Annotated in this window: 22 protein-coding genes, 1 tRNA gene and 2 pseudogenes; 14 read left to right on the top strand and 11 right to left on the bottom strand. The window is 72.8% G+C overall.

What is annotated here, in order from left to right; translation table 11 throughout:
• Window positions 1-58: 58 nt before the first annotated feature.
• The 4 genes and pseudogenes from heR to O7609_RS24580 form a co-directional block, all read right to left on the bottom strand.
• Entirely contained in the window at window positions 59-841 is a 783-nt protein-coding gene (heR, locus tag O7609_RS06745) for a heliorhodopsin HeR (RefSeq protein ID WP_269743245.1), read from the bottom strand.
• A 178-nt stretch (window positions 842-1019) separates the two neighbouring features.
• Window positions 1020-1457, bottom strand: coding sequence for a glutaredoxin domain-containing protein (locus O7609_RS06740; protein ID WP_269734029.1), 438 nt, complete (start codon window positions 1455-1457; stop codon window positions 1020-1022).
• A gap of 129 nt (window positions 1458-1586) precedes the next feature.
• Window positions 1587-1952 carry a hypothetical protein gene (locus O7609_RS24585; protein WP_332328095.1) on the bottom strand — a complete coding sequence of 122 codons (366 nt, stop codon included), beginning with the start codon at window positions 1950-1952 and terminating at the stop codon, window positions 1587-1589.
• 131 nt (window positions 1953-2083) lie between these two features.
• A pseudogene (locus tag O7609_RS24580) lies at window positions 2084-2326 on the bottom strand (class I SAM-dependent methyltransferase); the annotation flags it as partial.
• 339 nt (window positions 2327-2665) lie between these two features.
• Between O7609_RS24580 and O7609_RS06730 the strand changes: the two are divergent.
• Window positions 2666-2944, top strand: a complete 279-nt coding sequence (locus O7609_RS06730) for a hypothetical protein (RefSeq protein ID WP_269734028.1) — start codon at window positions 2666-2668, stop codon at window positions 2942-2944.
• Between the two features lie 33 nt (window positions 2945-2977).
• The gene (glmS, locus tag O7609_RS06725) at window positions 2978-4804 is read left to right on the top strand and encodes a glutamine--fructose-6-phosphate transaminase (isomerizing) (RefSeq protein WP_269743244.1); all 1827 of its coding nucleotides are present in this window, start codon (window positions 2978-2980) and stop codon (window positions 4802-4804) included.
• A gap of 314 nt (window positions 4805-5118) precedes the next feature.
• Here the strand turns inward: glmS and O7609_RS06720 are convergent, their stop codons facing one another.
• Window positions 5119-5649, bottom strand: coding sequence for a universal stress protein (locus O7609_RS06720; RefSeq protein WP_269734026.1), 531 nt, complete (start codon window positions 5647-5649; stop codon window positions 5119-5121).
• A 1031-nt stretch (window positions 5650-6680) separates the two neighbouring features.
• On the opposite strand from O7609_RS06720, the gene O7609_RS06715 reads away from it, so the two are divergent.
• From O7609_RS06715 to O7609_RS06705, 3 genes are all read left to right on the top strand, one after another.
• A complete protein-coding gene (locus tag O7609_RS06715; protein WP_269743243.1) occupies window positions 6681-7976 on the top strand; it encodes a helix-turn-helix domain-containing protein in 1296 nt (431 codons plus the stop codon).
• Between the two features lie 38 nt (window positions 7977-8014).
• Entirely contained in the window at window positions 8015-8614 is a 600-nt protein-coding gene (orn, locus tag O7609_RS06710) for an oligoribonuclease (protein ID WP_269743242.1), read from the top strand.
• 180 nt (window positions 8615-8794) lie between these two features.
• Window positions 8795-8867 (top strand) — tRNA-His (locus O7609_RS06705).
• A gap of 131 nt (window positions 8868-8998) precedes the next feature.
• Here O7609_RS06705 and O7609_RS06700 read toward each other — a convergent pair.
• Window positions 8999-9364 (bottom strand): signal peptidase I, encoded by a 366-nt coding sequence (locus O7609_RS06700; RefSeq protein ID WP_269744319.1) that lies wholly within the window; start codon window positions 9362-9364, stop codon window positions 8999-9001.
• A 155-nt stretch (window positions 9365-9519) separates the two neighbouring features.
• Here O7609_RS06700 and O7609_RS06695 point away from each other — a divergent pair, with 155 nt between their 5' ends.
• On the top strand, window positions 9520-10677 hold the full coding sequence (locus O7609_RS06695; protein ID WP_269734023.1) for an acyl-CoA dehydrogenase family protein: 1158 nt from the start codon (window positions 9520-9522) through the stop codon (window positions 10675-10677).
• A gap of 7 nt (window positions 10678-10684) precedes the next feature.
• Window positions 10685-11575, top strand: coding sequence for an acyl-CoA thioesterase (locus tag O7609_RS06690; protein ID WP_269734022.1), 891 nt, complete (start codon window positions 10685-10687; stop codon window positions 11573-11575).
• Window positions 11576-11792: 217 nt separating this feature from the next.
• On the opposite strand, the gene O7609_RS06685 is transcribed toward O7609_RS06690, so the two are convergent.
• On the bottom strand, window positions 11793-12620 hold the full coding sequence (locus O7609_RS06685; RefSeq protein ID WP_269734021.1) for a phosphatase: 828 nt from the start codon (window positions 12618-12620) through the stop codon (window positions 11793-11795).
• A 114-nt stretch (window positions 12621-12734) separates the two neighbouring features.
• On the opposite strand from O7609_RS06685, the gene speB reads away from it, so the two are divergent.
• Window positions 12735-13715 (top strand): agmatinase, encoded by a 981-nt coding sequence (gene speB, locus O7609_RS06680; RefSeq protein ID WP_269734020.1) that lies wholly within the window; start codon window positions 12735-12737, stop codon window positions 13713-13715.
• Window positions 13716-14300: 585 nt separating this feature from the next.
• Here speB and O7609_RS06675 read toward each other — a convergent pair.
• Complete coding sequence (locus tag O7609_RS06675) at window positions 14301-15203, bottom strand: helix-turn-helix domain-containing protein (RefSeq protein WP_269734019.1); 903 nt, start codon at window positions 15201-15203, stop codon at window positions 14301-14303.
• Between the two features lie 86 nt (window positions 15204-15289).
• A complete protein-coding gene (locus O7609_RS06670) occupies window positions 15290-15604 on the bottom strand; it encodes a DUF397 domain-containing protein (protein ID WP_269734018.1) in 315 nt (104 codons plus the stop codon).
• A 229-nt stretch (window positions 15605-15833) separates the two neighbouring features.
• Here O7609_RS06670 and O7609_RS06665 point away from each other — a divergent pair, with 229 nt between their 5' ends.
• Together O7609_RS06665 and O7609_RS06660 are read left to right on the top strand one after the other, a co-directional pair.
• Window positions 15834-16601 (top strand): ATP-binding protein, encoded by a 768-nt coding sequence (locus tag O7609_RS06665; protein WP_269734017.1) that lies wholly within the window; start codon window positions 15834-15836, stop codon window positions 16599-16601.
• A gap of 226 nt (window positions 16602-16827) precedes the next feature.
• Window positions 16828-20637: an ABC transporter ATP-binding protein gene (locus tag O7609_RS06660; RefSeq protein ID WP_269743241.1), complete on the top strand. Its 3810-nt coding sequence runs from the start codon at window positions 16828-16830 to the stop codon at window positions 20635-20637.
• Window positions 20638-20650: 13 nt separating this feature from the next.
• Here the strand turns inward: O7609_RS06660 and O7609_RS06655 are convergent, their stop codons facing one another.
• Window positions 20651-21580, bottom strand: coding sequence for a helix-turn-helix transcriptional regulator (locus O7609_RS06655; protein WP_269743240.1), 930 nt, complete (start codon window positions 21578-21580; stop codon window positions 20651-20653).
• Window positions 21581-21728: 148 nt separating this feature from the next.
• Here O7609_RS06655 and O7609_RS06650 point away from each other — a divergent pair, with 148 nt between their 5' ends.
• The 4 genes and pseudogenes from O7609_RS06650 (at window position 21729) to O7609_RS06635 (ending at window position 24134) form a co-directional block, all read left to right on the top strand.
• Entirely contained in the window at window positions 21729-22076 is a 348-nt protein-coding gene (locus O7609_RS06650) for a putative quinol monooxygenase (RefSeq protein ID WP_269743239.1), read from the top strand.
• Window positions 22073-22387 (top strand): putative quinol monooxygenase, encoded by a 315-nt coding sequence (locus tag O7609_RS06645; protein ID WP_269743238.1) that lies wholly within the window; start codon window positions 22073-22075, stop codon window positions 22385-22387. Before O7609_RS06650 ends, O7609_RS06645 begins: the two co-directional genes overlap by 4 nt.
• A 214-nt stretch (window positions 22388-22601) precedes the next feature.
• A pseudogene (locus O7609_RS06640) lies at window positions 22602-23768 on the top strand (alkaline phosphatase PhoX); the annotation flags it as partial.
• Between the two features lie 132 nt (window positions 23769-23900).
• Window positions 23901-24134: a proprotein convertase P-domain-containing protein gene (locus O7609_RS06635; protein WP_269744318.1), complete on the top strand. Its 234-nt coding sequence runs from the start codon at window positions 23901-23903 to the stop codon at window positions 24132-24134.
• A gap of 58 nt (window positions 24135-24192) precedes the next feature.
• Here O7609_RS06635 and O7609_RS06630 read toward each other — a convergent pair whose 3' ends face one another.
• Window positions 24193-24660 (bottom strand): NUDIX domain-containing protein, encoded by a 468-nt coding sequence (locus O7609_RS06630; protein ID WP_269734013.1) that lies wholly within the window; start codon window positions 24658-24660, stop codon window positions 24193-24195.
• Window positions 24661-24750 lie beyond the last annotated feature (90 nt).

The raw sequence follows: 24750 nt of genomic DNA, 5'->3' as shown, positions 1-24750 counted from the left end.
GCCCGGGAGCTCTACGAGCGCTCCCACACGCTGCTGAGGCCACGGGCGGTGTGACGCCTCAGCCGGACAGGGAGCCGCCGAAGATCTGCCAGGCCAGCAGGGATTTCGCCACCAGGCTGAGAACCAGGTAGCCCTGCTCCCCGTAGGCGTAGTCGGACCACCGGCCGACGCCCCGGTACTGGAGCCACTGGTTGAGGCCGAAGCTGAAGAAGAGGACGGCCTGTACGACCACGATCCCGTACACGAAGCCGGGGACGGTCTCGGCCGCGACGACGTTGTAGACGATCGCCGCCCACGGCGCCAGGCCGACCAGGGTGCCGAACCAGAACGGCAGCATCGTCGTCACCGCCCGCCCCGGCGGGTTCATCAGCTCTTCGAGCCAGCCGAAGAGGATCATCCCGATGTTGGCCCCGGCGACGGCGAGGACGGCGTTGATGCCGGTGATGCCGGAGTAGAAGCCGATGAGGAGCACCATCAGCGTCGCGCTCAGCGCGTACTCGACCCACCGGAACCGGTTGATGCCCCGCCTGAGGTCGCGCTCGTAGGTGGAGCGGAAGACCGTCGCCGTCAACAGGTGGTCCAGGGCCGCGAGGCCGAGGAAGACGGCGACGGCCCATCCGATCGGCACGTCGAACAGCGCCTCGGGGGCGGGCGCCTCCGTCCCCGGCGGACCCTCGGGAACGGAGGAGGTGACGGTGATCGAGAAGCTCCCGGCGAGGAGGACGATCGCCACGGCCTGGGCCAGGTGCAGCAGCGTCAGTCCCAGGTTCCATGCCCGGAGCCCGGCGAGGCGTTCGGGGGTGACCCCGCTGGCCACCGGAGTGCCGTCCTCGCTTCTCACGTGTTCCTCCAGGGGTGGGTCGCAGCCGCGTTACGGGTTCATGGTCGTCCCTGCCCCGTCCCGGCCCCCGCAGTCACGCCGTCACTTCGCCGAAAGTCCCCCGTGTGGCGCCGGGGGGCAGCGACGCGACGTGCCGGGCCCGTGCGACGTCCCGGCCCGGCCCCCTACTTCGGCTTGATCACGCGGAAGGGAAGAGCTGTTCGCGTACCCACCGGGGGTCGGGGTTGGTGTGCGGCCGGCCCGCCACGACGACGGTGGGCACGGTCTCGTTGCCGTCGTTGGCCGCTCTCACCGCTGCGGCTCCTGCCGGGTCGCGCCAGATGTTCACCCAGTGCAGTAGGCGGGCGCTGCGGCCGAGTCGGAGGCGCAGCCGCATGCAGTACGTGCAGCCCGGCCGCCAGAAGACGACCGGTCGGCCGTCGTCCGCGCTGCGGCGCTGCGCCTCCTCCGCACTGATCGTCCTCGGGAAGATCAGGGGTGAGTTCACGCCGGCGAGCGCCAGGAACGCCAGCAGGAGCCCTGCAGCCGTGCCGGGGTTCCCCTTGAGGACCTGCGCCGTCGTGATGGCCGAGCCGCTGAGCACGAACAGCATCGGCAGGATCCAAGCGCGCATCATGGTCATACAGGCTATCGACCACGCCCAAGGCCGTGAAGGTGAGTCCGCCGCCTGGCGATGTTCCCGGGGAAGCGTGCCAAGGTGCCGGACGACGGCCGCGGCACGGCGGCGCGCGCCGTCGGGGCGGCGTCAGGCGCGGCAGTGGAGCATCTCCAGTGGGGGGTTGGCGTGGTGGTCGGCCCAGTGGGCCGCGCCGAACGTGAGCAGTCCGGCCTCGGAGACCCTTAGGGGGACCCAGGTCAGCTCCGTGAACCCGGCCGCCCGCAGGCACGTCTCGTAGACCTCGCGGCGCGGCCGGTGGGCGACGAAGGAGACCGGGGGGTCGAGCAGGGCCGTGGTGCGGACCTTGGGCCCGGTCTCGCCCTCCTCGCCGGTGAGGACGCTGCGGAAGCCGTACGTCTCGGGGGTGGGCCCGTCGAAGCGGTAGTCGGGCGACTGGTTGAGGGCGAACAGTTCGCCTCCGGGCCGCAGGCTCCGGTGCGCGGCGCGGCACATGCGCTCGGCCGTGGCCAGGTCGTCCGCATAGTTGAGCAGTTGAACGGCCAGGGCGACGTCGAAGCTGCGCCCCAGGGGCCCAGCCGGGACACGTCACCCACCTCGTAGCGCACGCCCAGCGCGTCGCGCTCCTCCACCTGCCGGGCGACGGCGACCATCTCGGCGGAGATGTCGACGCCGAGTACCTCGGTCGCGCCGCGCCGCCTGAGCTCGCGGCTGTAGAAGCCGGTGCCGCAGGCCAGGTCGAGGACCGCTCTGCCGTGCACGTCGCCGACCAGTCCGAGGAAGCTCGGCACCACCACGTACCGCTCCAGCGGCAGGGCCTTGAAACCCTTGTACGCCTCACCGATCGCGTCGTGCTGCTGTCCACCCATCGTGCCGTCCTCCCCTGGTGCCCGGTCATGGCTTCGGCCCGGCGGTCGCCTCCCGGGGCGTGCCGTGGCCTTCGGCGGGCGGTCTGTCCGAACGCCGACCGACCGCCGTACTGGCGGAAACCACGAAGATCGGGACCGCGTCCGGGGCGGGTGTACGGACGGGAGGGGGTTTTCGCTGGTCAGGGCGGGGGCGCCGTCGTCCGCAGGTGCCTGCGCGTCGGGGCCGCCGAGCTCCCGACTGAAGCGGATGGGTAGGTTCCAGACGTTGAAAGGTGCAAGACATGCCCGAAAGCGGGCAGGAAACTTGCGTGGGTGCCCGCCGGGCCCCAGTATCGGTCCGTGCTCGAACGCCGGACGCCGGCCCACGACGACCTCGTGGACCACCTGACCCGCACCACCGCGCTGCCGCGCGGTGAGGCCGCGCGGGTCGTCCTCGACGTGCTCGCGTACTTCGACGAGACCGCCGAGGACTACGTGCGCCGCCGGCACCGGGAGCTGCAGTCCGCAGGGGTGCGGAACCCGGCGATCTTCGAGCGCATCCAAGCGGAACTGCCGTACCGGGCGGTCGCGCCGCCCGAGCTCAGCCTCCGGCAGCTGCGCCGCATCGTCTACGGCTGAGCGACGAGTGCGACGACGGACGAGGAGAAGCCCATGTGCGGGATCGTGGGGTACATCGGCAAGCGGGACGCGGCGCCCCTGCTGCTGGAGGGGCTGCAGCGGCTGGAGTACCGGGGCTACGACTCGGCTGGCATCGCCATCCACAGCAGCGGCACCGGCAAGAGCGCGGGCCTGAAGACGGCCAAGGCCAAGGGCCGCGTCCGCGAGCTGGAGGCCCGGCTGCCCAAGCGGTTCGCGGGCACCACCGGCATCGCCCACACCCGCTGGGCCACCCACGGCGCGCCCAGCGACGAGAACGCCCACCCGCACCAGGACGCCGAGGGCCGGGTCGCCGTCGTCCACAACGGGATCGTCGACAACGCCGCCGAGCTGCGCGCCAAGCTCACCGCCGACGGCGTCGCCTTCGCCTCGGAGACCGACACCGAGGTCATCGCGCACCTCGTGGGCCGGGCCCAGGGTGAGACGCTGGAGGAGAAGGTCCGCGAGGCGCTCGCCGTCATCGAGGGCACGTACGGCATCGCCGTGCTGCACGCCGACTTCCCCGACCGCATCGTCGTCGCCCGCAACGGCTCGCCCGTCCTGCTGGGCATCGGCGAACACGAGATGCTCGTCGCCTCCGACGTCGCCGCCCTCGTCTCCCACACCCGCCAGGTCGTCACCCTGGACGACGGCGAGATGGCCACCCTCAAGGCCGACGACTACCGCACCTACACCACCGAGGGCTCCCGCACCTCCGCCACCCCGGAGACGGTGGAGTGGGCCGCCGAGTCCTACGACATGGGCGGCCACGACACGTTCATGCACAAGGAGATCGCCGAGCAGTCCGACGCCGTCGACCGCGTCCTGCGTGGCCGGATCGACGACCGGTTCGCCACCGTCCGGCTCGGCGGTCTCAACATGGACGCCCGCGAGGCCCGCGCCGTGCGCCGGGTGAAGATCCTCGGCTGCGGCTCCGCCTACCACGCGGGTCTCATCGGCGCCCAGCTCATCGAGGAGCTGGCCCGCATCCCGGCCGACGCCGAACCGGCCAGCGAGTTCCGCTACCGCAACGCCGTCGTGGACCCGGACACCCTCTACATCGCCGTCAGCCAGTCCGGCGAGACCTACGACACCCTGGCCGCCGTCCAGGAGCTCAAGCGCAAGGGCGCGCGGGTGCTCGGCGTCGTCAACGTCGTCGGCTCGGCCATCGCCCGGGAGACGGACGGCGGTGTCTACGTCCACGCCGGCCCCGAGGTGTGCGTCGTCTCCACCAAGTGCTTCACCAACACCGCCGTGGCCTTCGCCCTGCTCGCCCTGCACCTGGGCCGCATCCGCGACCTGTCCGTGGCGGACGGCAAGCGCGTCATCGAGGGGCTGCGCAAGCTCCCCGGGCAGATCGCCGCGATCGTGGCGCAGGAGGACCGCATCGCTGGGCTCGCGAAGGACTACGCCGAGGCCAAGTCGATGATGTTCGTCGGCCGGGTGCGCGGCTACCCGGTGGCCCTGGAGGCCTCTCTCAAGCTCAAGGAGATCTCCTACATCCACGCCGAGGCCTACCCCGCCTCCGAGCTGAAGCACGGCCCCCTCGCCCTCATCGAGCCCGCCGTGCCGACGGTGGCGATCGTCCCCGACGACGACCTGGCGGAGAAGAACCGGGCGACGCTGGAGGAGATCAAGGCCCGCAGCGGCCGCATCCTCGCCGTGGCCCACAGCGAGCAGGAGAAGGCCGACCACACGATCGTCGTACCGGCCAACGAGCCGGAGCTCGACCCGATCCTCATGGGCATCCCGCTCCAACTCCTCGCCTACCACACGGCCCTGGCCCTCGGCCGTGACATCGACAAGCCCCGCAACCTGGCCAAGTCCGTCACCGTGGAGTGAGTTCGGCGAGGCGGGGCCCGGCGTGGGTCCCGCCTCGCCGTGGGACCCGAAGCTACTCCCGCGTAGCAGGTGCATTGTGCGCTTGTGACGGGCATACACCCGTCAACGTGCTGCCGACGGGGAGGTGACGGTCCCGGTTCGGCGGCGAGGCCCGGTGTAATGGGCGACGCCGGGCCGCCAGAGCGGCTCCGGGTGCGTATGGTGGCACGCGCCCGGGGCCGCACATTCGTGCGCCGGGCGGGTGTGCCGGGTGCTGTGGGCGTCCAGGGGGGGCAACGCGCCTGAGGGGAAACGCGTTTCGGGGAGCCACGCGCTCAGGGGATGACGACGACGGGGCGCTGCGCCCGCCGGGCCAGCCGCCCGGCCACGGAGCCGAAGATCCGGCCGACGATGCCGTGCGTCGAGCCCACGACGATGGCGTCGGCCTCGTATTCGCGGCCGACCTCCTCCAGTTCGTGGCAGATGTCCCCGCCGCGCTCGACGAGGATCCACGGCACCTCGGAGAGATGCTCCGCACAGGCCAGCTCCAGCCCGAGCACCTCGGTGCGGTGGTCGGGGACGTCGACGAAGACCGGGGGTTCGCAGCCGGCCCACACCGTCGTCGGCAGCCGGTTGGCGACGTGGACGATGATCAGGCCCGAGCCGGACCGGCGGGCCATGCCGATGCCGTAGGCGAGCGCCCGCTCGCTGGAGACCGAGCCGTCGAAGCCGACGACGACGCCGTGCTGGAAGGCCGGGTCACAGGGGTGATGGGCCGGCGTGGTGTCCGGTACCGCGTCGTGGAGCGCCGGAGGGTCGGCGACCGGCTTGCGGTCCGCAGGTTCGGGGATCTCGTGTCCGGCCATGAGCGTCTCGGCGAAGAAGTCCTCGGATGAGGGAGGCGGATGGTTGTGGGCTCAGTAAAGTCTGGTAACTGCCTTTTCCTCCCCCGTACCCCGAGGGTACGGCCCTACACACGCCGTGCCCAGGGACTCGGACCGCTCGTCCGGAGGATTGAGGCCGAAGCATGCCCGAGAGGGCGCCCCCGCGCAACGCCGTCTCGTGCGTGTCCTCGTGCTTGGCCCCGCGCGGGACAGGCCGCCGCGCCCGGGGAGCCGGTGGTCGGCCCCGCGTGGCACCGTCCGTGGGCCGGTCCGGCGGGAGGCCCCGGTCCGGCGCCCGCCGTCCGCGGGGGAGGACGGGCGTGCCCGGCCGCCGTCGTCCGGTCTTCGTCGTGACATGCCACGAACCGCCGCCGGGGCACGGCCTCGTGCTTCCGTGCGCCCCTGGTGCTCCGCCGACGCCGTGGCCGAAGTCGAATCGAACGCCAGTCGCTTCGGCATCGCGGCGGAGCCGCGTCGTTGAGCACTGTTCGGTCGAGGCGGCGTCCGTCGGCTCACCTGCCGTCGCGGCTGGTCAGGCTTGGTGTGACCCCGGGCCGGTGTGGTGGCCCGGAGAGGCGGGTCGGGTGGGGCGGGCGAGCGGCGGCGCACGGTCGGTCCGGGGTGCCCGAATGGGGCGCCGACCGGGTCGTTCGGGTGCACGGGGGTCGAAGTGACCGACGTGCATGCACTCTTTTCGGCCAACTTCCGAACGTGGTACACACCTTGGCAGGAACACTCATATCGCCCGCTCCACCAGGAGTGAAAGGAGTGCAGCCGGTGAACGCACCATACGCAGCCCCGGTTGGGCGCCCGTGGCAACCCTGGGGGGCGTCGACGGATGCAACGCTTCGTGATCGAATGCTTTACGCCACGCTGTGTTGTCGACAAAGCACTGAGTGATGAACTTGTCACTGCGACTGCCTACGACGCAGTAGATTCGATCTTGGCAGAACCACGGCGGGGGAACCGTGCAACACCGAGAGGAAAGCGACCACTGAGGGGGGCTTGACCACATGAGCCAGGACCCATCGCACGGCCCCGCGACGCACGTCCGGAAGCTGACCGCCCGGCGGCGTCGTGAGATCGTGGCGGTGCTGCTGTTCGGCGGAGGACCGATATTCGAGAGCTCGATCCCGCTCTCCGTCTTCGGCGTCGACCGGCAGGATGCGGGAGTACCGCGGTACAGGCTGCTCGTCTGCGCCGGCGAGGACGGACCACTGCGCACCACGGGGGGCCTCGAACTGTCGGCGCCCCACGGCATCGACGCGATATCCCGGGCCGGGACGGTCGTCGTCCCCGCCTGGCGTTCGATCACCCAACCACCACCGGCCGCGGCCCTGGACGCCCTGCGCCGCGCCCACCAGGAGGGCGCGCGGGTCATGGGCCTGTGCACCGGCGCGTTCGTCCTCGCCGCGGCGGGGCTGCTCGACGGCCGCCCGGCGACGACCCACTGGATGTACGCGCCCACACTGGCCAAGCGCTATCCGGCCGTCCACGTGGATCCGCGTGAACTGTTCGTCGACGACGGCGACATCCTGACCTCCGCGGGGACGGCGGCCGGCATCGATCTGTGCCTGCACGTCGTCCGCAGCGACCACGGCGCGGAGGCGGCCGGCGCCCTGGCCCGGCGGCTCGTGGTGCCACCCCGGCGCGGAAACGCCGCCGACGTGGGCCAGTTGCACCGGCTGGACAGGTCTTTACCAGAAGAGATCGGCACCGACCCGCTGGCCGAGGTCGTCGCCTGGGCGCTGGAACACCTCCACGAGCAGTTCGATGTGGAGGCGCTGGCCGCCCGCGCCTACATGAGCAGGCGCACCTTCGACCGGCGGTTCCGCGCGCTGACCGGCAGTGCGCCGCTGCAGTGGCTGATCACCCAGCGGGTGCTTCAGGCGCAGCGGCTCCTGGAGAACTCCGAGTACTCGGTGGACGAGGTCGCGGCCCGCTGCGGCTTCCGTTCCCCGGTCGCGCTGCGCGGGCACTTCCGGCGGCAGCTCGGCGCCTCACCGGCCACCTACCGGGCGGCGTACCGGGCCCGGCGTCCGGCCGCGCCCGACGGCCCCGGGCCGGACGGCCACGGCGCGGAGGGCGGACCACCCGGGGGGGCGTTCCGCCTCCCGCCGTCGCGTCCGGAGAGCGGGCCCGAGGGCGGCTTCCCGGGCGGCGCCCTCGTCACGGCCGGGGCGGGCGGCGGCACGGGCGGCCACGGCGGCTCCGGCGGCGGCCACGGCGGGGCGGCGGGCCACGGCCGGGCGCGCTCGGAGGCGTACGCGGCCAGGGTGCCCGGCCAGCGCGGTCACGTGACGTCCTGAGGGTCCGCGGGGTGTCCGGTCAACGTAGGGTTACCCGCATGAACGATCGGATGGTGTGGATCGACTGCGAGATGACCGGCCTCTCGCTGACCGACGACGCTCTCGTCGAGGTGGCAGCGCTGGTGACCGACGGAGAGCTGAACGTCCTCGGCGAGGGGGTGGACGTCGTCATCCGCCCCCCTGCCGAGGCACTGGCGAACATGCCCGACGTCGTGCGCGCGATGCACACCACCTCGGGTCTGCTGGACCTCCTCGACGGTGGCACGACGCTGGCCGACGCCGAGGCGCAGGTGCTCGCCTACGTGAGGGAGCACGTGCCGGACGCGGGACGGGCGCCGTTGTGCGGGAACTCCATCGCCACCGACCGGGGGTTCCTCCACCGGGACATGCCCACGCTGGACTCCCACCTGCACTACCGGCTCGTCGACGTCTCCTCCGTCAAGGAGCTGGCCCGGCGCTGGTATCCGAAGGCCTACTTCAACAGCCCGGAGAAGGGCGGCACGCACCGCGCCCTGGCCGACATCCGCGAGTCCATCGCGGAGCTGCGCTACTACCGGGAGGCCGTCTTCGTCCCGGCACCCGGGCCGGACTCGGAGACCGCCAAGGCGATCGCGGCCCGGCACACCGGCGGCGCCTGAGCCGGGCGCGCACGCCGGCGGCGCACACCGGCGGCGCGGACCGGCGGGACGGACCGGCGGGGCGGACCCCGCGTGCGGGCGGGCCGCGGAGCGCGGCCCGAAAAGGCGTGCGCGACCACCGCCGAAGACCCTGTACACTCGTATCCGGCCGGTGCGGGAAGCCCCCGAGAGCCGGTCGTGGTGGGCGTAGCTCAGTTGGTAGAGCACCTGGTTGTGGTCCAGGATGTCGCGGGTTCAAGTCCCGTCGTTCACCCTTGAAAGAAGGCCCGTGACCTGCGGAAACGCAGTCACGGGCCTTTGTCGTGCGGGCCCCGGGGCCCCGAGGGTCCCGGGGGCCCCGGGGGAACGCGACGGGGCGTCAGCCGCCCCGGCGCGCACGCGCCTTCACCCCGGCACCCGGTAGCCCGCGACGGAGGGCCAGCGGACGGTGAGGACGACGGACTCCGCCTCCGCGTACCAGGAGTGGTCCACGCCCTTGCCCCAGACCACGTAGTCGCCCTGCTCGGCCAGCGTGACGCTGCGGCGGGGGAACTCCAGCCGGAACCGGCCGCTGACGAGGACGAGGAGAGCGGTACGGGTTTCACCCGTCACCCACTCCGCCCGCCGGTCGCCGACGGGGTGCACGCCCCACTTGATCTCCACGTCCTCGCTGTGCCGCGGGTCTCCGGGGGACTTGAAGTGGCCCAGCAGCCAGCCCCGGTCCAGGGCGGCGTCCCGGGCCGCGTGGCCCACGTACACGTCCTCGCGGATGCCGTCGTCCATGCCGGTGCAGGCTACCCGCAGCCGGCGGGTGAGTCCGCTCCGGTCGGGTGCGAGCTCTGGACACCCGGGGGGACCCTGGGTAGCGTCGAATGAGCAAGCGCTTAGAAATCGAGTACCAGGACCGACCCGAGGGAGGCGCGCCCATGCGTCGCACGGTGTTCAACAAGGACCATGAGGCGTTCCGGCAGACGATCCGGGAGTTCATCGCCGCCGAGGTCGTGCCGCACTACCCGGAGTGGGAGCAGCGGGGCATGGTCTCGCGGGACCTCTACCGCAAGCTCGGCGAGCTGGGCGTCTTCGGGATCGAGGTGCCCGAGGAGTACGGCGGCGCCGGGGAGACGAGCTTCAAGTTCAACGCCGTGATCAGCGAGGAGTGCGCCCGCGCCGGGGTCAGCTTCGGCGGCTCGAACGTCCACACCGCGCTCTGCCTGCCCTACCTGCTCAAGTACGGCACGGAGGAACAGCTCCGGCGCTGGATGCCGGCCTTCGTCTCCGGCGAGATGATGACCGCCATCGCCATGACGGAGCCCGGCACCGGCTCCGACCTGGCGGGGATGAAGACCACGGCGAAGCTCTCCGAGGACGGCACGCACTACGTCCTCAACGGGGCCAAGACGTTCATCACCGGAGGCGTGCAGGCCGACCGCATGCTGGTCTGCGCCCGCACCGCGCCGCCGACCCCCGAGGACCGGCGCTCCGGCATCTCCATCCTCGTCGTCGACGTCCGCAGCGAGGGGTACGAGGTCGGCCGCACCCTCGACAAGCTCGGCCTGAAGACGTCCGACACCGCCGAGCTCAGCTTCACCGACGTCAAGGTGCCCGTCGAGGACCTCCTCGGCGAGGAGGGCAAGGGCTTCGAGTACCTGACCCACAACCTGCCGCAGGAGCGGCTGGGGATCGCGGTGGGCGCCTACGCCCAGGCCGCCGCCGCCGTGCGCTTCGCCCAGGAGTACGTCACCGACCGGACGGTCTTCGGGCGCTCCGTCGCCTCGTTCCAGAACACCAAGTTCGTCCTCGCCGACTGCAAGTCCGACGTGGACGCGATGCAGGCCGTCGTCGACCGGGCGCTGGAGGCGCACGACGCGGGCGAGCTGACGGCCGCCGACGCCGCCTCCGCCAAGCTGTTCACCACCGAGACCGCCGCCACCGTCATCGACCGCTGCCTCCAGCTCCACGGCGGCTACGGCTACATGCGGGAGTACCCCATCGCGCGGCTGTACGCGGACACCCGCGTCACCCGCATCTACGGCGGCACGAGCGAGGTCATGCGCTCGATCGTGGCCAAGTCCATGGGGCTGTGAGCACGGCGTGAACGCGGCACTGGACTCCCTGCTCGACCTGCTCGACCTGGAGCGCATCGAGCGGGACATCTTCCGGGGCGCCAGCCGCTCGGCGATCGTGCCCCGGGTGTTCGGCGGACAGGTGGCCGCCCAGGCGCTGGTCGCGGCGGGGCGCACCGTCCCCGCCGAGCGGCCCGCCCACTCCCTGCACGCCTATTTCCTGAGGCCGGGGGACCCGGGGGCGCCGATCGTCTACAACGTGGACCGCATCCGCGACGGGCGCTCCTACACCACACGGCGCGTCGTCGCCGTCCAGCACGGGCAGCCGATCTTCCACCTGTCGGCCTCCTTCCAGGTGCACGAGGAGGGCTTCGAACACCAGGCGCCCATGCCGGACGCCCCGGACCCGGAGTCCCTGCCGACGGCGGCGGAGCTGTTGCCCGCGCACGCCGACCTCTTCATCGACCCGGGGGTGGCCGAGCGGCTGGCGGAGGCGCGGGCGGCCGTCGACCTGCGGTACGTGAACGAGCCGCCCTACGCGGCGGCCGGGCGCGGGGCGACGGAGCCGCGCTCGCAGGTGTGGTTCCGCACGAACGGCAAGCTGGACGGCGGGCGCGACCAGCCGATGCTGCACATCTGCCTGGCCACCTACGTCTCGGACATGACGCTGCTCGACTCCGTGCTGCTCGCGCACGGCCGGGGCGGCTGGGTGACCGGCGACGTCGTCGGCGCGAGCCTGGACCACGCCATGTGGTTCCACCGGCCGTTCCGGGCCGACGAGTGGCTGCTGTACGACCAGGAGAGCCCCACGGCGCAGGGCGGCCGGGGGCTCGGCAAGGGCGCCATCTACACGGCGGACGGCTCCCTGGTGGCCTCGGTCATCCAGGAGGGGGCCGTCCGCGTCCCCCGGTCCCGCTGAGGCCCGTCCGGCGGATCAGGCCGAACGATGCCGTGGGCCGCGCGTCGTGCGGTCGGCCCCCGGGACGCGGTGGTACCCGCCGCGGCGGCCGGACAGCGGTGCCGCCACGGTCCAAGCACCGTGGTGCCCCTTCCGGTGCCAGGCCGCGGGGCAGGAGCCCATCCGTGGGCCCGCCGGGCGCGTCGGGCCGATCCGCGGACGCCGGCGGAGGCGGCGCTCAGCCGGTGAGCCCGGCCTGCGCGAGGAGGTAGGCCGTCATCGGCTCGTAGAAGCGCGGGTTGACCACGTGGTCGTCGAGCGGGACGGTCACCGAGAGCGTGCCCTCGGCCTCGGCGAGGAAGAGGGCCGGGTCGTTGCAGTCGGCGAAGCCGACCGCGTCCAGGCCGTGCTGCGCGGCGTACCCGGCCCAGCCGTGGTCGGCGCAGACGAGGTCGGGCAGCGGCTCGCCGTGCCGGGGCAGGGCGTCCAGGACGGCCCGCATCGGCTCGGGGGAGTGGGTGTGCCACAGCGTCGCCCCGCGCTCGTGCATGGCGACGTCGGCGAGCTGGACGACGACGCCCTCGTCGGCCACCAGGCCGAGCGGCACCCGCACGATGTGGCACCCGGCGGCCCGCAGCGCGGCGGCCACGCTGCGGTGCACGTCGAGCAGGCCGCCCGGGTGACCGGTCGCGAAGAGCACCCGCTCGCCCGCGTCGGCCGCCTTGCGCAGCCGGACGGCCGCCCGCTCCAGGGCGTCCACGGTCAGTGCCGGGTCGATGGTGTCCTGCCCGGTGCGGTGGCCCGGGTCGTCGACGACGCCCGCCCGCTCGGCCATGACCGCCAGCACGTCCTGCTCGTCCGTCCACCGGTCGCCGAACTCCAGGCCGAACCAGTAGTACCGGTCGCCGTTGGCCAGCGCCCGGTAGTGCGCCAGGTTGTTCTCGCGCGGTGTCGCGACGTCCCCGGCTATGCGGGTGTGCCGCAGGTGCTCGATCAGCTCGGCCCGGCTGGGCACGGCGGGCTGCGGGGGCGGAGGGCTGACGGGCGGTTCCATGGGTGCGGGCATGCGCTCATTGTCGCGTGTCCGTGCGGTCGATGGACCATGTGTCCAAAACGCGGCACCTGTCCGCTCAGAAACGTCCATGTCGGCGGGGTCTCCGCAGCGCCTACCCTCGCGCGTATGAGCAGTGAGACGAGCCCCCACCCCTCCGGCCGTCCCGTCGGTCCCGTCGACTCCTCCCGCGTCCCGCGCTACGCAGGCCCGGCCACCTTCGCCCGGCTGCCGCGACTGGACGAGGTCGGCGCCGCGGACGTCGCCGTCGTCGGCGTCCCCTTCGACTCCGGCGTGTCGTACCGGCCCGGCGCCCGCTTCGGCGGCAACGCGATCCGGGAGGCCTCCCGGCTGCTGCGCCCCTACAACCCGGCGCAGGACGCCTCGCCGTTCGCCCTCGCCCAGGTGGCCGACGCGGGCGACATCGCGGTGAACCCGTTCAACATCAACGAGGCCGTCGAGACGGTCCAGGCCGCGGCGGACGAGATCCTGGACACCGGTGCCCGCATGATGACCCTGGGCGGCGACCACACCATCGCGCTGCCGCTGCTGCGCTCGATGGCCCGCAAGCACGGCCCCGTCGCCCTGCTCCACTTCGACGCCCACCTGGACACCTGGGACACCTACTTCGGCGCCGAGTACACCCACGGCACGCCGTTCCGCCGCGCCGTCGAGGAGGGCATCCTCGACACCTCGGCCCTCTCCCACGTCGGTACCCGCGGTCCGCTGTACGGCAAGAAGGACCTGGACGAGGACGAGAAGATGGGCTTCGGCATCGTCACCTCGGCCGACGTCATGCGGCGCGGGGTGGACGAGATCACGGACCAGCTGCGCCAGCGCATCGGCGACCGCCCGCTGTACATCTCGATCGACATCGACGTCCTGGACCCCGCCCACGCGCCCGGCACGGGCACCCCGGAGGCCGGCGGCATCACGTCGCGCGAGCTGCTGGAGATCCTGCGCGGGCTCGCGGGCTGCAACCTCGTCTCCGCGGACCTGGTGGAGGTCGCTCCGGCGTACGACCACGCGGAGATCACCTCCGTGGCCGCCTCGCACACCGCGTACGAGCTGACGACGATCATGTCCCGGCAGATCGCCGCGTCCCGCTGACCTTCCCGCCGACGTCACGCGCCCTCGGTGCGCCGCGCGGCCCGTCCCGGGCCGCGCGGAGGCTCCGGGGGCGTTCGCGTGCCGGTGTCGGCTCGCATGGGCCGGGCGCATGTGCACGGTGCACGGTAAGGCCCTCGTTTCGGCTGGGTAACCGGCGATTTTCGGCCGTGTTCCAGGCGGCCGGGAAGCCGTCCTTGACTCCACTTGTTGGGCACCGTGCCCAAGTCGGCTCGTATCCTTGCTGGTAGGGCGTGCGTGGGCGTTCGGTTACCGTCTGGTAGGTGTATTACTTCCTGCCACTTATTTAACACACAACGTTACTGATTCTGTTCGGTCGATGTGCAAACCAAGGTGATTATCGACCAGACTCCCCAACGTAATCCCGCGGGACGGGGCGTCGAAGACGCTAGGCGGCGGTGCTGGCCCTGTGGGGGGTGCTGGCCCGTCAAGTGCCACCAGCGCGACGCCCCGCCGGAACGGCCCTGGAGAGAGGCCTGACTCTCCGGGGTCGTTCCCTTTTCCCCGGCGCTCACGTTTCCCCGGCACGCGCCTTCGGCGCCGGGGTGCGCGTCAGACGGGCGGGGGTCAGAGCTCGGCGTGGAGCCGCCGCAGGAAGCCGACCGTGCGCTCGTGCGGGTCCGCGGCGGCGCACAGCCGGTCCATCACCACCATGTACGCCTCCACCTCCGCCCGCTTGTCGAGGTAGAGCGCGCTGGTGAGCTGCTCCAGGTAGACGATGTCCGGCAGGTCGGGCTCGGTGAAGCGCAGCAGGGTGATGGGGCCGCCCGCCGCGGCCAGGCCGCCGATGGCGAAGGGGGCCACCTGGAGCGTGACGTTCGGCAGTTCGGCCACCCTCAGCAGGTGCTCCACCTGCCCCCGCATCGCTCCGGGCCCGCCCAGCGGCCGGCGGAGGGCCGCCTCGTCTATGACGGCCCACAGCTTCGGGCCGTGCGGCCCCGTCAGGAGCTCCTGCCGCCGCATCCGCAGCCGCACCCGGCGCTCGATCTCGGCCTCGCTCGCCTGCGCGTGGCCGAGAAGCGTCACCGCCCTGGCGTACTCGGCCGTCTGGAGCAGCCCGGGGACGAACTGGACCTCGTACGTCCGGATGACGGAGGCCGCCTCCTCCAGGCCGAGGAGTGTTTCCAGCCAACTGGGCAGTACGTCGCTGTACTGGTGCCACCAGCCGGGGTTGTTCGCGTGCCGGGCGAGGGTCAGGAACTCCTCGCGCTGCTCCGGGTCCAGGACGCCGTAGAGGGTCAGGAGGTCGGCGACGTCCCGCTCCTTGTAGCCGACGCGGCCCAGCTCCAGGCGGCTGATCTTGGCGTGGGAGCCCCGGATCGCCTCGCCCGCCGCCTCGCGCGTGATGCCGCTGGCCTCCCGCAGGCGCCGCAGGTGGGTGCCGAGCACGATGCGCAGGACCGTCGGCCCGCCCCGGGGCTGGGCCAGGAGCCGGCGAACCGGAGAGTCGTACTCGGGCTGTGCTGCCATCTGGCCTGCTCCTGGGTGCTCCGGGGTGCCGTAGGTAAGGGGGCAGTCGGCAAGTCTCCCATTACGGCGAAGGACTGTACAGCCGGTCAGGGGCCGGTGACCAGGTCGTCGAACTCGCCGTCCTTGGCGCCGAGGATGAACGCCGAGATCTCGGCGTCGGTGTAGATCAGCGCCGGTCCGGCCGGGTAGCGCGAGTTCCGCACCGCCACTCCGCCGCTGGGCAGTTCGGCGACCTCCACGCAGTTGCCGCTGGGGTTGCTGCGGCGGCTCTTGCGCCAGCGGACCCCGTCGAGCCGGTCGGCCGGTATGCCGCCGCCTTCGGCGTGGACGGCTCCCTCGCCGCCGGAGCCCTCGTCCGTCGGAGCGCCCGGTCCGCCGGTCAGTCCTGTCGTCCCTGCCATACCTGCCACTTCTGCCTCTTTTGTCACTTCGGTCCCACCAAGATCTCTGGCTGAATACTGCCTCAGAAGCCCCCGTAATTGCATCTGTACTTGCATCCGCACTTGCAGGCGTAAGTACAAATGCCACAGGATGGAGGGCGCAAGCGTGTTCCCAGCGACGTGAGCGCACCGGAGACGACGGCTGCGGGGTTGGACGATGAATCAACCGGCGAGGTGGGCGGAGTCAACCGTGCCCAGCCCTCCCTTCGGTCTCTCCGGCGGATCGGCCCCGTACCCGATCCTGGGCTCCGCGAGGTCCGCTCCCGCCCCGGTGGCGACACCGGCCGCGGAGTCGGCCTCCGCCTTCGCCGCCTGGACGCTGGACACCGGTCCGCACGCGCCCGGCCTCGCCCGCGGCTACACCCGTACCGCACTGTGCGGCTGGGGCCTGCACGACCTGGTGGACGACATAGCCGTCTCCGTCTCGGAGATGGTCACCAACGCGCTGTGCCACAGCACCGATCCCTGGGACCCGCCGAGCGGCCGGCCGGTGATGCTGAGCCTGCTGCGCCAGGGCGGCACCGTCCTGTGTGCGGTGCTCGACTCCGGCGCCAGCACGCCCGCGGTACGGGACGCCGAGGACCTCGCCGAGGGCGGCCGGGGACTCCAGATCGTCGACTGCCTCTCCGACGACTGGGGCTGGACGACGCCCGGCCCCTGCGGAAAGGCGGTCTGGGCCCGCTTCTCCGCCGGCGCCCCCGCGGACGGCGCGCCGTGCGCGGCGTGCGCCGACGGCGAGGCCGTCACCGAGTGCGCCGACTGCGCGGCCGACGCCGACCACCTGGCCGCCGTCATGGCGCCGGACGGCATCACCTGCGTCGCGGACCTCCAGGACGAGGCCGAGTGGGACGGGCTGACCCGGCTGCTGCTCCTCTCCGAGATCCTCGGCGGCGGCCGACCGGCCTGGATGGACGCCATGGGCCTGCGGCCCAGCCACGGCCGCCCGCAGGCCCCCTGACCGAGCCGCGGTCCTCCTGCCCCGGCCCGGTCTTCCCGGCCCGCTCCGGGCCTCCTGCCCGGCAGCGGCCCCCGGGTTTCCCGATCCGGGCCCGGCCGCCACGTCACCCGGTCGGCGCCGAACGGCTGCGCGAACCCGGGGCGGCCGGGTGGAATGAAAGCGGGCCCGGCGGCGTTGGGGCTTTCCGGCGGGATCGGAGAACGACCGGAAAGGGTGGGGCCGCGTGATGACGGGGACAGGGCCATCGGAGGCGGGGCAGGAACGCCCGGGCTGGGCCAGGCGCCTGACGCGCCAGTGCTGGCGCTACCGGCGGAACGTGCTGCTCGCCCTCGGAGCCTCGCTCGCCGGCATGGGCGTCATGGCCCTGGTACCGCTGATCACCAAGGCCGTCATCGACGACGTCACCGCGGGTGAGACGGGTGACATGACCCTGTGGATCAGCCTGCTGGTCGGCGCCGCCGTCCTCGTCTACGGGCTGACGTACCTGCGCCGCTACTACGGCGGGCGGCTCGCCCTCGACGTCCAGCACGACCTGCGCACGGACATGTACGAGGCCATCGTGCGCCTCGACGGCCGCAGCCAGGACGAGCTGTCCACCGGCCAGGTCGTGGGCCGGGGCACCAGCGACCTCCAGCTCGTGCAGAGCCTGCTCTTCATGGTCCCGATGATGATCGGCAACGCGCTGCTCTTCGTCGTCGCGCTCGCCGTCATGGTGATCCTCTCCCCGCTGCTGACCGTCGTCTCGCTCGCCGTCTTCCCGCTCCTGTGGTGGGTCGCCTCCCTCAGCCGGGCCCGGCTCTTCCCGGCCACGTGGTACGCGCAGCAGCAGGCCGGGGCAGTGGCCTCGGTGGTGGACGGCGCGATCACCGGCGTCCGCGTCGTCAAGGGCTTCGGACAGGAGCGCCAGGAGAAGGCCAAGCTGCGCGCGGTCGGCCGGGTGCTCTACGCGGCCCGGCTGCGCACCCTGCGCTACAACGCGCGCTACACGCCGGCCCTGCAGTCCATACCCTCGCTCGGCCAGGTCGCGATGCTGGCCCTGGGCGGCTGGATGGCTGTGGGCGGCTCGATCACCCTGGGCACCTTCGTCGCCTTCTCCACCTACCTCGCCCAGCTCGTGGGCCCGGTCCGGATGCTCGCGGCCATGCTCACCGTCGGGCAGCAGGCCCGCGCCGGCGTCGAGCGCGTCTACGACCTGATCGACACCGAACCGCAGATGACCGAGCGCCCCGGCGCGCAGGAGCTCCCGGCCGACGCTCCGGCCTCCGTCGAGTTCGACGGAGTCACCTTCGGGTACGACCCCGAGCACCCCGTGCTGGACGGCGTCAGCCTGGAGGTCAGGCCGGGGGAGACCCTGGCCGTCGTGGGCCCCAGCGGCAGCGGCAAGTCCACCGTCTCGATGCTCCTGCCGCGCTACTACGACGCCACCGGCGGCGCCGTCCGCGTCGGCGGGCACGACGTGCGGGACCTGACCCTGCACTCCCTGCGCTCCGCCATCGGCCTCGTGCCCGAGAACAGCTTCCTGTTCTCCTCCTCCGTCCGGGAGAACATCGCCTTCGGCGCGCCCGACGCCACCGACGAGCAGATACGCGCCGCCGCCCGGGCCGCCCAGGCGGACGGCTTCATCCAGGATCTGGCCGAGGGCTACGACACCACCGTCGGCGAGCAGGGCCTCACCCTCTCCGGTGGCCAGCGCCAGCGCATCGCCCTGGCCCGGGCGATCATCACCGACCCCCGGCTCCTCATACTCGACGACGCCACCTCCGCGGTGGACGCCCGTATCGAGCACGAGATCCACGAGGCCCTGCGGGGCGTCATGCGCGGCCGCACCACGCTCCTCATAGCCCACCGCCAGTCCACCCTCGCCCTCGCCGACCGGATCGCCGTCCTCGACGGCGGGCGGCTGGTGGACGTCGGCACCCACGCGGAACTGACCGAGCGCTGCTCCCTCTACCGCCGGCTCCTCACCGACCCGGACGAGCTGGGCAACGTCGAGCGGGACCCGGCCGGGCAGGCCGCCCACGACGGCCACCGCACGGTGGACGGCGTGACCCCGGAGCTGTGGGTCCGCCGGGAGGGCGAGGAGGAGGGGGGTTCCGCCGCGAGCCAGGCCGGCACCCTCGCCGCGCAGAGCGGGCGCCCGGGAGCCTGGGGCGCCGAGCTGGCGGCCTCCCCCGGCAGCCCGGAGCTGCTGGCCAAGGTGGCGGCCCTGCCCCCGGCCACCGAAGCGCCCGACGTGGACGAGGAGCAGGCGGAGGAGGCAGCGGCCTCGCTGCGGCACGGCGGCTACGGGCTGCGGCACCTCCTGCGCGGCTTCGGCGGGCCGCTCGCGCTCGCCCTGGTCTTCGTCGCGATCGATGCCCTGGCCCTGCTGGCCCTGCCCGTCCTCATCCGGCACGGCATCGACGAGGGCGTCACCCGCTCGGCGCTCACCGCCGTGTGGGCGGCCTCCGCGCTCGCGCTCCTCGTCGTGGCCGGGCAGTGGGCGGCCCAGGTCCTCGCCATCCGCCTCACGGGCCGCACCGGCGAGCGCGTCCTGTACGCCCTGCGGCTGAAGATCTTCGCCCAGCTCCAGCGGCTCGGGCTCGACTACTACGAGCGCCACCTCACCGGCGCCGTCATGACGAGGATGACGACGGACGTCGACGCGCTGTCCACCTTCCTGCAGACGGGCCTCGTCACCGCCGTGGTCTCGCTGATCAGCTTCGCCGGCATCCTCGTCGCGCTGCTGGTCATCGACCTCCAGCTCGCCCTGGTCGTCTTCGCCTCGCTCCCGCTGCTGGTCCTCGGCACCGTCTTCTTCCGTCGGCAGTCGGTGCGCGCCTACGAACTCGCCCGGGAGCGGGTCAGCGTCGTCAACGCCGACCTCCAGGAGTCCGTCGCCGGGCTGCGCATGGTGCAGGCCTTCCGCCGCGAGGGCCTCGGCGCCGACCGGTTCGCCCGCCGCAGCGACGGCTACCGCCAGGCCCGCGTGCGCGGGCAGTGGCTGGTCTCCGTCTACTTCCCCTTCGTCCAGCTCCTGGCCGCCCTGGCCACGGCGGCCGTGCTCATCGTCGGTGCCGACCGGGTCGCCGCCGGCACCCTCACCGCGGGTGCGCTGGTGGCCTACCTGCTCTACATCGAGCTGTTCTTCGCCCCGGTGCAGCAGCTCTCCCAGGTGTTCGACGGCTACCAGCAGGCCGTCGTCTCCCTCGGCCGCATCCGCGAGCTGCTGCGCGAGGAGACGAGTACCCCGGTCGCGGCCCGGCCGCTCGACCCGGGCCGCCCGCGCGGGGAGATCGCCTTCGACGACGTCTCCTTCCACTACCGCTCGGCCGAGGGCGTCCCGCTGGCCGAGGCAGCCCTGGAGGGCCTGAACCTCACGATCCCGGCCGGGCAGACGGTGGCCTTCGTCGGCGAGACCGGCGCGGGCAAGTCCACCCTGGTCAAGCTGGTCGCCCGGTACTACGACGCCACCGAGGGCCGCGTCCTGGTCGACGGCACCGACGTCCGCGAGCTGGACCTCACGGCCTACCGCGGCCACCTCGGCGTCGTCCCCCAGGAGCCGTACCTCTTCCCCGGCACCGTGCGGGACGCCATCGCCTACGGCCGGGAGCACGCCACGGACGCCGAGGTGGAGGCCGCCGCCCGCGCGGTGGGCGCCCACGACATGGTGGCCTCCCTGCCCGGTGGCTATCTGCACCCCGTGGGTGAGCGGGGCCGCAACCTCTCGGCCGGGCAGCGCCAGCTCATCGCCCTGGCCCGTGCGGAGTTGGTGGACCCGGCGATCCTGCTGCTCGACGAGGCGACGGCCGCGCTGGACCTCGCCACCGAGGCCCTGGTCAACCAGGCCACCGACCGGCTGGCCGGGCGCCGCACCACCCTCGTCGTCGCTCACCGGCTCACGACGGCCGCCCGGGCCGACCGGGTGATCGTCCTGGACCACGGCACGATCGTGGAGGACGGCACCCACGCGGAGCTGCTGGCCGCCGACGGCCGCTACGCCGCCCTGTGGCGCACCTTCGCCGGAGAGCCCCAGCCCGAGCCCGCTGCCACGTAGGGCCCCCGCCGGGTCAGCCGACCGGGGCCGCCTCGTCGGCCTCGTCCGGCGCGTCGCGCAGCGCCGGTCCGCCGGGGCCGGCCGCGCGGTGTGCGGCGTCCCGGCGGCGCGCGGCCCGTCGCGCGAGCCGTTGCAGGGCCGCCTCGGACGGGGAGCCCGGCTGGGCGGTGTAGGCGATCAGCGTCGTCTCCGGGTCCCCGGCGGGCCGGAAGCCCTCGTACCGCACCGTGAGCTCCCCGACCGCCGGATGGAGCATCCGGTACGTGCCGTGCGTACGCTCGTCCACCTCGCGCGCCGCCCACATCCGGCAGAAGTCCGCGCTGCCGTCGGACAGTTCCTCGATCAGGGTGTCGAAGGCGGGGTCGCCGGGGTGGCGTCCGTGGTCCATGCGCAGATAGGCCACGACGTTGCGCGCCTTGGTCTCCCAGTCGACGTAGCGGGCCCGGACCTCCGTGTCGAGGAAGGTCAGCAGGGCCGTGTTGCGCCGGTCGGCCGGCAGCGCCGCGAGGTCGGTGAGCAGTTCGGCGTACAGTCCGTTCCAGGCCAGGATGTCGGTGCGCCGTCCGACCACATAGGCCGGAACCTCGGTGAGCGCCGCCAGTAGACTCCGCACCCCCTCGCGGACCTCCGGGGGCGCCGTCCGTGCGGCCCCCGGGCGGCCGCCGACGGCCCGGGCCAGGTCGTGCAGGTGTGCCCGCTCGGCGGTGGTGAGCCGGAGCGCGGTGGCCACGGCGTCGATGACGGAGTCCGAGACGTTCTCCCCGCGCCCCTGCTCGAAGCGCACGTAGTAGTCCACGCTGACGCCGGCCGTCTGCGCGAGCTCCTCCCGGCGCAGGCCCGGGACCCGCCGTCGGCCGCCGAATCCGCTCAGTCCGACGTCCTCCGGCTTGAGGCGGGCCCTGCGCGAGCGGAGGAAGGCGCCCAGTTCGGCTCTGCGATCCATACGGCCCACTGTACGAACCGGCAGCCGACGCACGGGGGTTCCGCCGGAACCAGGCTGGCCGGTCCCCCGGTGCGAGGCGGCTCTGCCGGGCGGGCTCCTGAGCCGGAAGCATCGGGAGCGCCAGAGAACGACGACTTCGAGGAGCCTCGTGTACCACATCGCCGTCAGCTTCGACGTGCCGGAGGAGCGCCGCGCCGACTTCGTCGCGGCTGCCCTGGCGGACGGCCGCCATTCGGCCGCCGACGAGCCCGGCACCCTCCGCTTCGAGCTCATCGCGGACTCCGAGCGGCCGGGCCGCTACTACCTCGACGAGGCGTACGAGGACGAGCGCGCCTTCGACCTCCACTGCGAGGGGCCGCACTTCGCCCGCTTCTTCGAACTGATCAAGGACTACGCCGAGGGGCCGACCTGGCTGATCAAGGGCAACCGGATCGAGGACGAGCTGACCGCCACGGCGGCCACGACCGCCCCGACTCCCGAGGAGACCGCACGATGAGCCTGACCGTCATCGTCGTGTTCGACGCCGCCCGCGGGAAGGAGGACGCGTTGCGCACGGCCCTGGAGGCCATGATCGAGCCCTCGCTGGAGGAGCCCGGCTGCCTCGCCTACCAGCCGTACGTGGACCCCAGCCGGCCGGGGAACATGGTGATCATCGAGGAGTGGACCGACCGGGCCGCCCTGGAGCGCCACTTCGGGACGCCGCACTTCCAGCACGTCGCCCGCGAGCTGGAGGCGTTGCTGAGCCGGCCCTTCACCCTGCGCCACCTCATCGGGGCGGGGGAGGCGTCCCCGGCCGCCCGAAGGTGACGCCGTCACGTACCCGGGCGCGTGGTCCCGGCCGGGTACGTGACCGGGTTTTGTCCCCATTCCAGCATTATCCAGGGCGAGTTCGTGAAGCGTTCCGCAGCGCTTCGCGCCTCGTTACCCTTCGGCGCGGCGCCGGTACCTAGCCTCCGCTCGGCGCCCGCGTACCGCTGACCGGGTACCACCCCCCACCAGTCGAAGGAGTCAGCCCGTGGACATGAACCGCAGAGCAGTCCTCCGTGCCGCCGTCGCCGGGGCCGGAGGCCTCGCCTTCGCCGGCAGCCTGTGGCAGGGGGCGGCGCTCGCCGCGCCCGCGCAGAACGGTCCCAGCCCGTACGGCCCGCTCCAGTCCGCGGACGCCAACGGCATCCGGCTGCCCGAGGGCTTCACCAGCCGCGTCGTCGCCCGGTCCTCCCAGACCGTGCCCGGCACCGGCTACACCTGGCACGGTGCCCCCGACGGCGGCGCCTGCTTCGCGGACGGGGAGGGCTGGATCTACGTATCCAACGCCGAACTGTCCGGTGGTGACGGCGGGGTGAGTGCGCTCCGCTTCGACGCCGACGGCTCCGTCACCGACGCGTACCAGATCCTCTCCGGCACCAACCGCAACTGCGCCGGTGGCCCGACCCCGTGGAACACCTGGCTGTCCTGCGAGGAGACGGCCTACGGCTACGTCTTCGAGACCGACCCGTACGGCGTGCGGGCCCCGGAGCGCCGGGACGCGATGGGCCGCTTCCAGCACGAGGCCGCGGCCTGCGACCCCGACCGCCAGGTGATCTACCTGACCGAGGACGAGGGCGACGGCTGCTTCTACCGGTTCCGCCCCGCCGTCTGGAGTGACCTCTCCCAGGGCGGCACGCTGGAGGTCCTGGTGGCCGGCGGCGGGACGTCCGGCAACGCGAGCTGGCAGGAGGTGCCGAACCCGACCCCGCGTCCGGGCCAGACCGAGACCCGTCACCAGGTCTCCGGGGCCAAGCACTTCGACGGCGGCGAGGGCGCGTACTACGCCGACGGCGCCTGCTGGTTCACCACCAAGGGCGACAACCGGGTGTGGCGGTTCAACGCCGCGGACGACACCTACGAGCTGGCGTACGACAACGACCTGGTCGACGGCTCAGCGCCGCTGACCGGCGTGGACAACATCACCGGCGCCGTCTCCGGGGACCTCTTCGTCGCCGAGGACGGCGGCAACATGCAGATCAACATCATCACCCCGGACGAGGTCGTCGCCCCGTTCCTGGAGATCGACGGGCAGAGCTCCTCGGAGATCACCGGCCCCTGGTTCAACCCGGCCGGCGACCGGCTCTACTTCTCCTCGCAGCGCGGGACCAGCGGCTCGTCCTCCGGCGGCATCACCTACGAGGTCACCGGCCCGTTCCGCAGCTCCGCCGAGGACCCCACCGACCCGCCCCCCGGCGGCGAGTTCACGAACGACGGCGACGTCACCATCAGCGACCACAGCACCGCCGTCTCCGAGATCGCCGTCCTGGGGATCGGCGACGCCGGGAGTTTCGAGGTGGACCTGGACCTCCACCACACCTACATCGGCGACCTGACGATCGACGTCATCGCCCCGGGCGGCACGAGCTGGCGGATCTGGAACCGGGACGGCGGCAGCTCCAACGACATCCAGCAGACCTTCGGCCTGCCCGGCTCCGGGGTCGACGCCGACGGCACGTGGACCCTCGAGATCCACGACCACGCGGGCTGGGACCAGGGCCACCTGGACTCCTGGACGCTGCGCTTCTGACGCCCGGACCGTGCGGGACGGCGCTCCCGCCGTCCCGCACCACCTCTCCGGGGCCCGTTCACCCAGCCGCCCGCACCAGCCCGGCCAGGTAGGTGTCGACCGTCTGCAACGGCCCGCCGCTCAGCTCCTCGACGCCGTCCCACCAGTGCGTCGCGGCGATCTCCTCCGTCGGCGTGAAGGCCTCGGGGCGGTCCGTGCGGGCGGTGAACACGGCTCCGCGCAGCACCGTCTGCTCCGGCCCGATCGCCGTCGTCGCATAGCCGGCGAAGGACAGGGCCGCGGCGGGCACCCGCTGCCCCGTCTCCTCCAACAGCTCCCGGACGGCGGCGTCCCGGGGCGACTCGCCCGGCTCCACCCCGCCGCCGGGCAGCTCCCAGCACGAGCGCTTGCGGACCCGCACGAGCAGCAGCAGCGACCCGTGCCACAGGGCCACGAGCGCGTAAGCGGCCTCCGCCGCACCTTCCTCCAGCGCGTCGAACCTCAGCAACGTCATGTCCCGCGGCCCGGTGGCCAGCACCTCGTCCATGGCGCCGACCCTACGCGGCCGGTACGACAGGCGACGTCGGCCGGGCGAGGCGGTGGACCCCGCCGCCGGTCGGCGGTGCGGACCCGCCGA

Source organism: Streptomyces sp. WMMC1477, assembly GCF_027460245.1.
GTDB lineage: Bacteria > Actinomycetota > Actinomycetes > Streptomycetales > Streptomycetaceae > Streptomyces.
Note: the sequence above shows the minus strand (reverse complement) of the source record. Positions and strands in the feature narration are given on the sequence as shown.

Coding starts and splice junctions, on each gene's coding strand:
- O7609_RS06670 (WP_269734018.1), bottom strand. CDS start 15,604: ATGGCAGGGACGACAGGACTGACCGGCGGACCGGGCGCTCCGACGGAC.
- O7609_RS06630 (WP_269734013.1), bottom strand. CDS start 24,660: ATGGACGAGGTGCTGGCCACCGGGCCGCGGGACATGACGTTGCTGAGG.
- orn (WP_269743242.1), top strand. CDS start 8,015: ATGAACGATCGGATGGTGTGGATCGACTGCGAGATGACCGGCCTCTCG.
- O7609_RS06675 (WP_269734019.1), bottom strand. CDS start 15,203: ATGGCAGCACAGCCCGAGTACGACTCTCCGGTTCGCCGGCTCCTGGCC.
- glmS (WP_269743244.1), top strand. CDS start 2,978: ATGTGCGGGATCGTGGGGTACATCGGCAAGCGGGACGCGGCGCCCCTG.
- O7609_RS06685 (WP_269734021.1), bottom strand. CDS start 12,620: ATGCCCGCACCCATGGAACCGCCCGTCAGCCCTCCGCCCCCGCAGCCC.
- O7609_RS06720 (WP_269734026.1), bottom strand. CDS start 5,649: ATGGCCGGACACGAGATCCCCGAACCTGCGGACCGCAAGCCGGTCGCC.
- O7609_RS06715 (WP_269743243.1), top strand. CDS start 6,681: ATGAGCCAGGACCCATCGCACGGCCCCGCGACGCACGTCCGGAAGCTG.
- speB (WP_269734020.1), top strand. CDS start 12,735: ATGAGCAGTGAGACGAGCCCCCACCCCTCCGGCCGTCCCGTCGGTCCC.
- O7609_RS06695 (WP_269734023.1), top strand. CDS start 9,520: ATGCGTCGCACGGTGTTCAACAAGGACCATGAGGCGTTCCGGCAGACG.
- O7609_RS06655 (WP_269743240.1), bottom strand. CDS start 21,580: ATGGATCGCAGAGCCGAACTGGGCGCCTTCCTCCGCTCGCGCAGGGCC.
- O7609_RS06740 (WP_269734029.1), bottom strand. CDS start 1,457: ATGATGCGCGCTTGGATCCTGCCGATGCTGTTCGTGCTCAGCGGCTCG.
- O7609_RS06645 (WP_269743238.1), top strand. CDS start 22,073: ATGAGCCTGACCGTCATCGTCGTGTTCGACGCCGCCCGCGGGAAGGAG.
- O7609_RS06660 (WP_269743241.1), top strand. CDS start 16,828: ATGACGGGGACAGGGCCATCGGAGGCGGGGCAGGAACGCCCGGGCTGG.
- O7609_RS24585 (WP_332328095.1), bottom strand. CDS start 1,952: ATGTGCCGCGCCGCGCACCGGAGCCTGCGGCCCGGAGGCGAACTGTTC.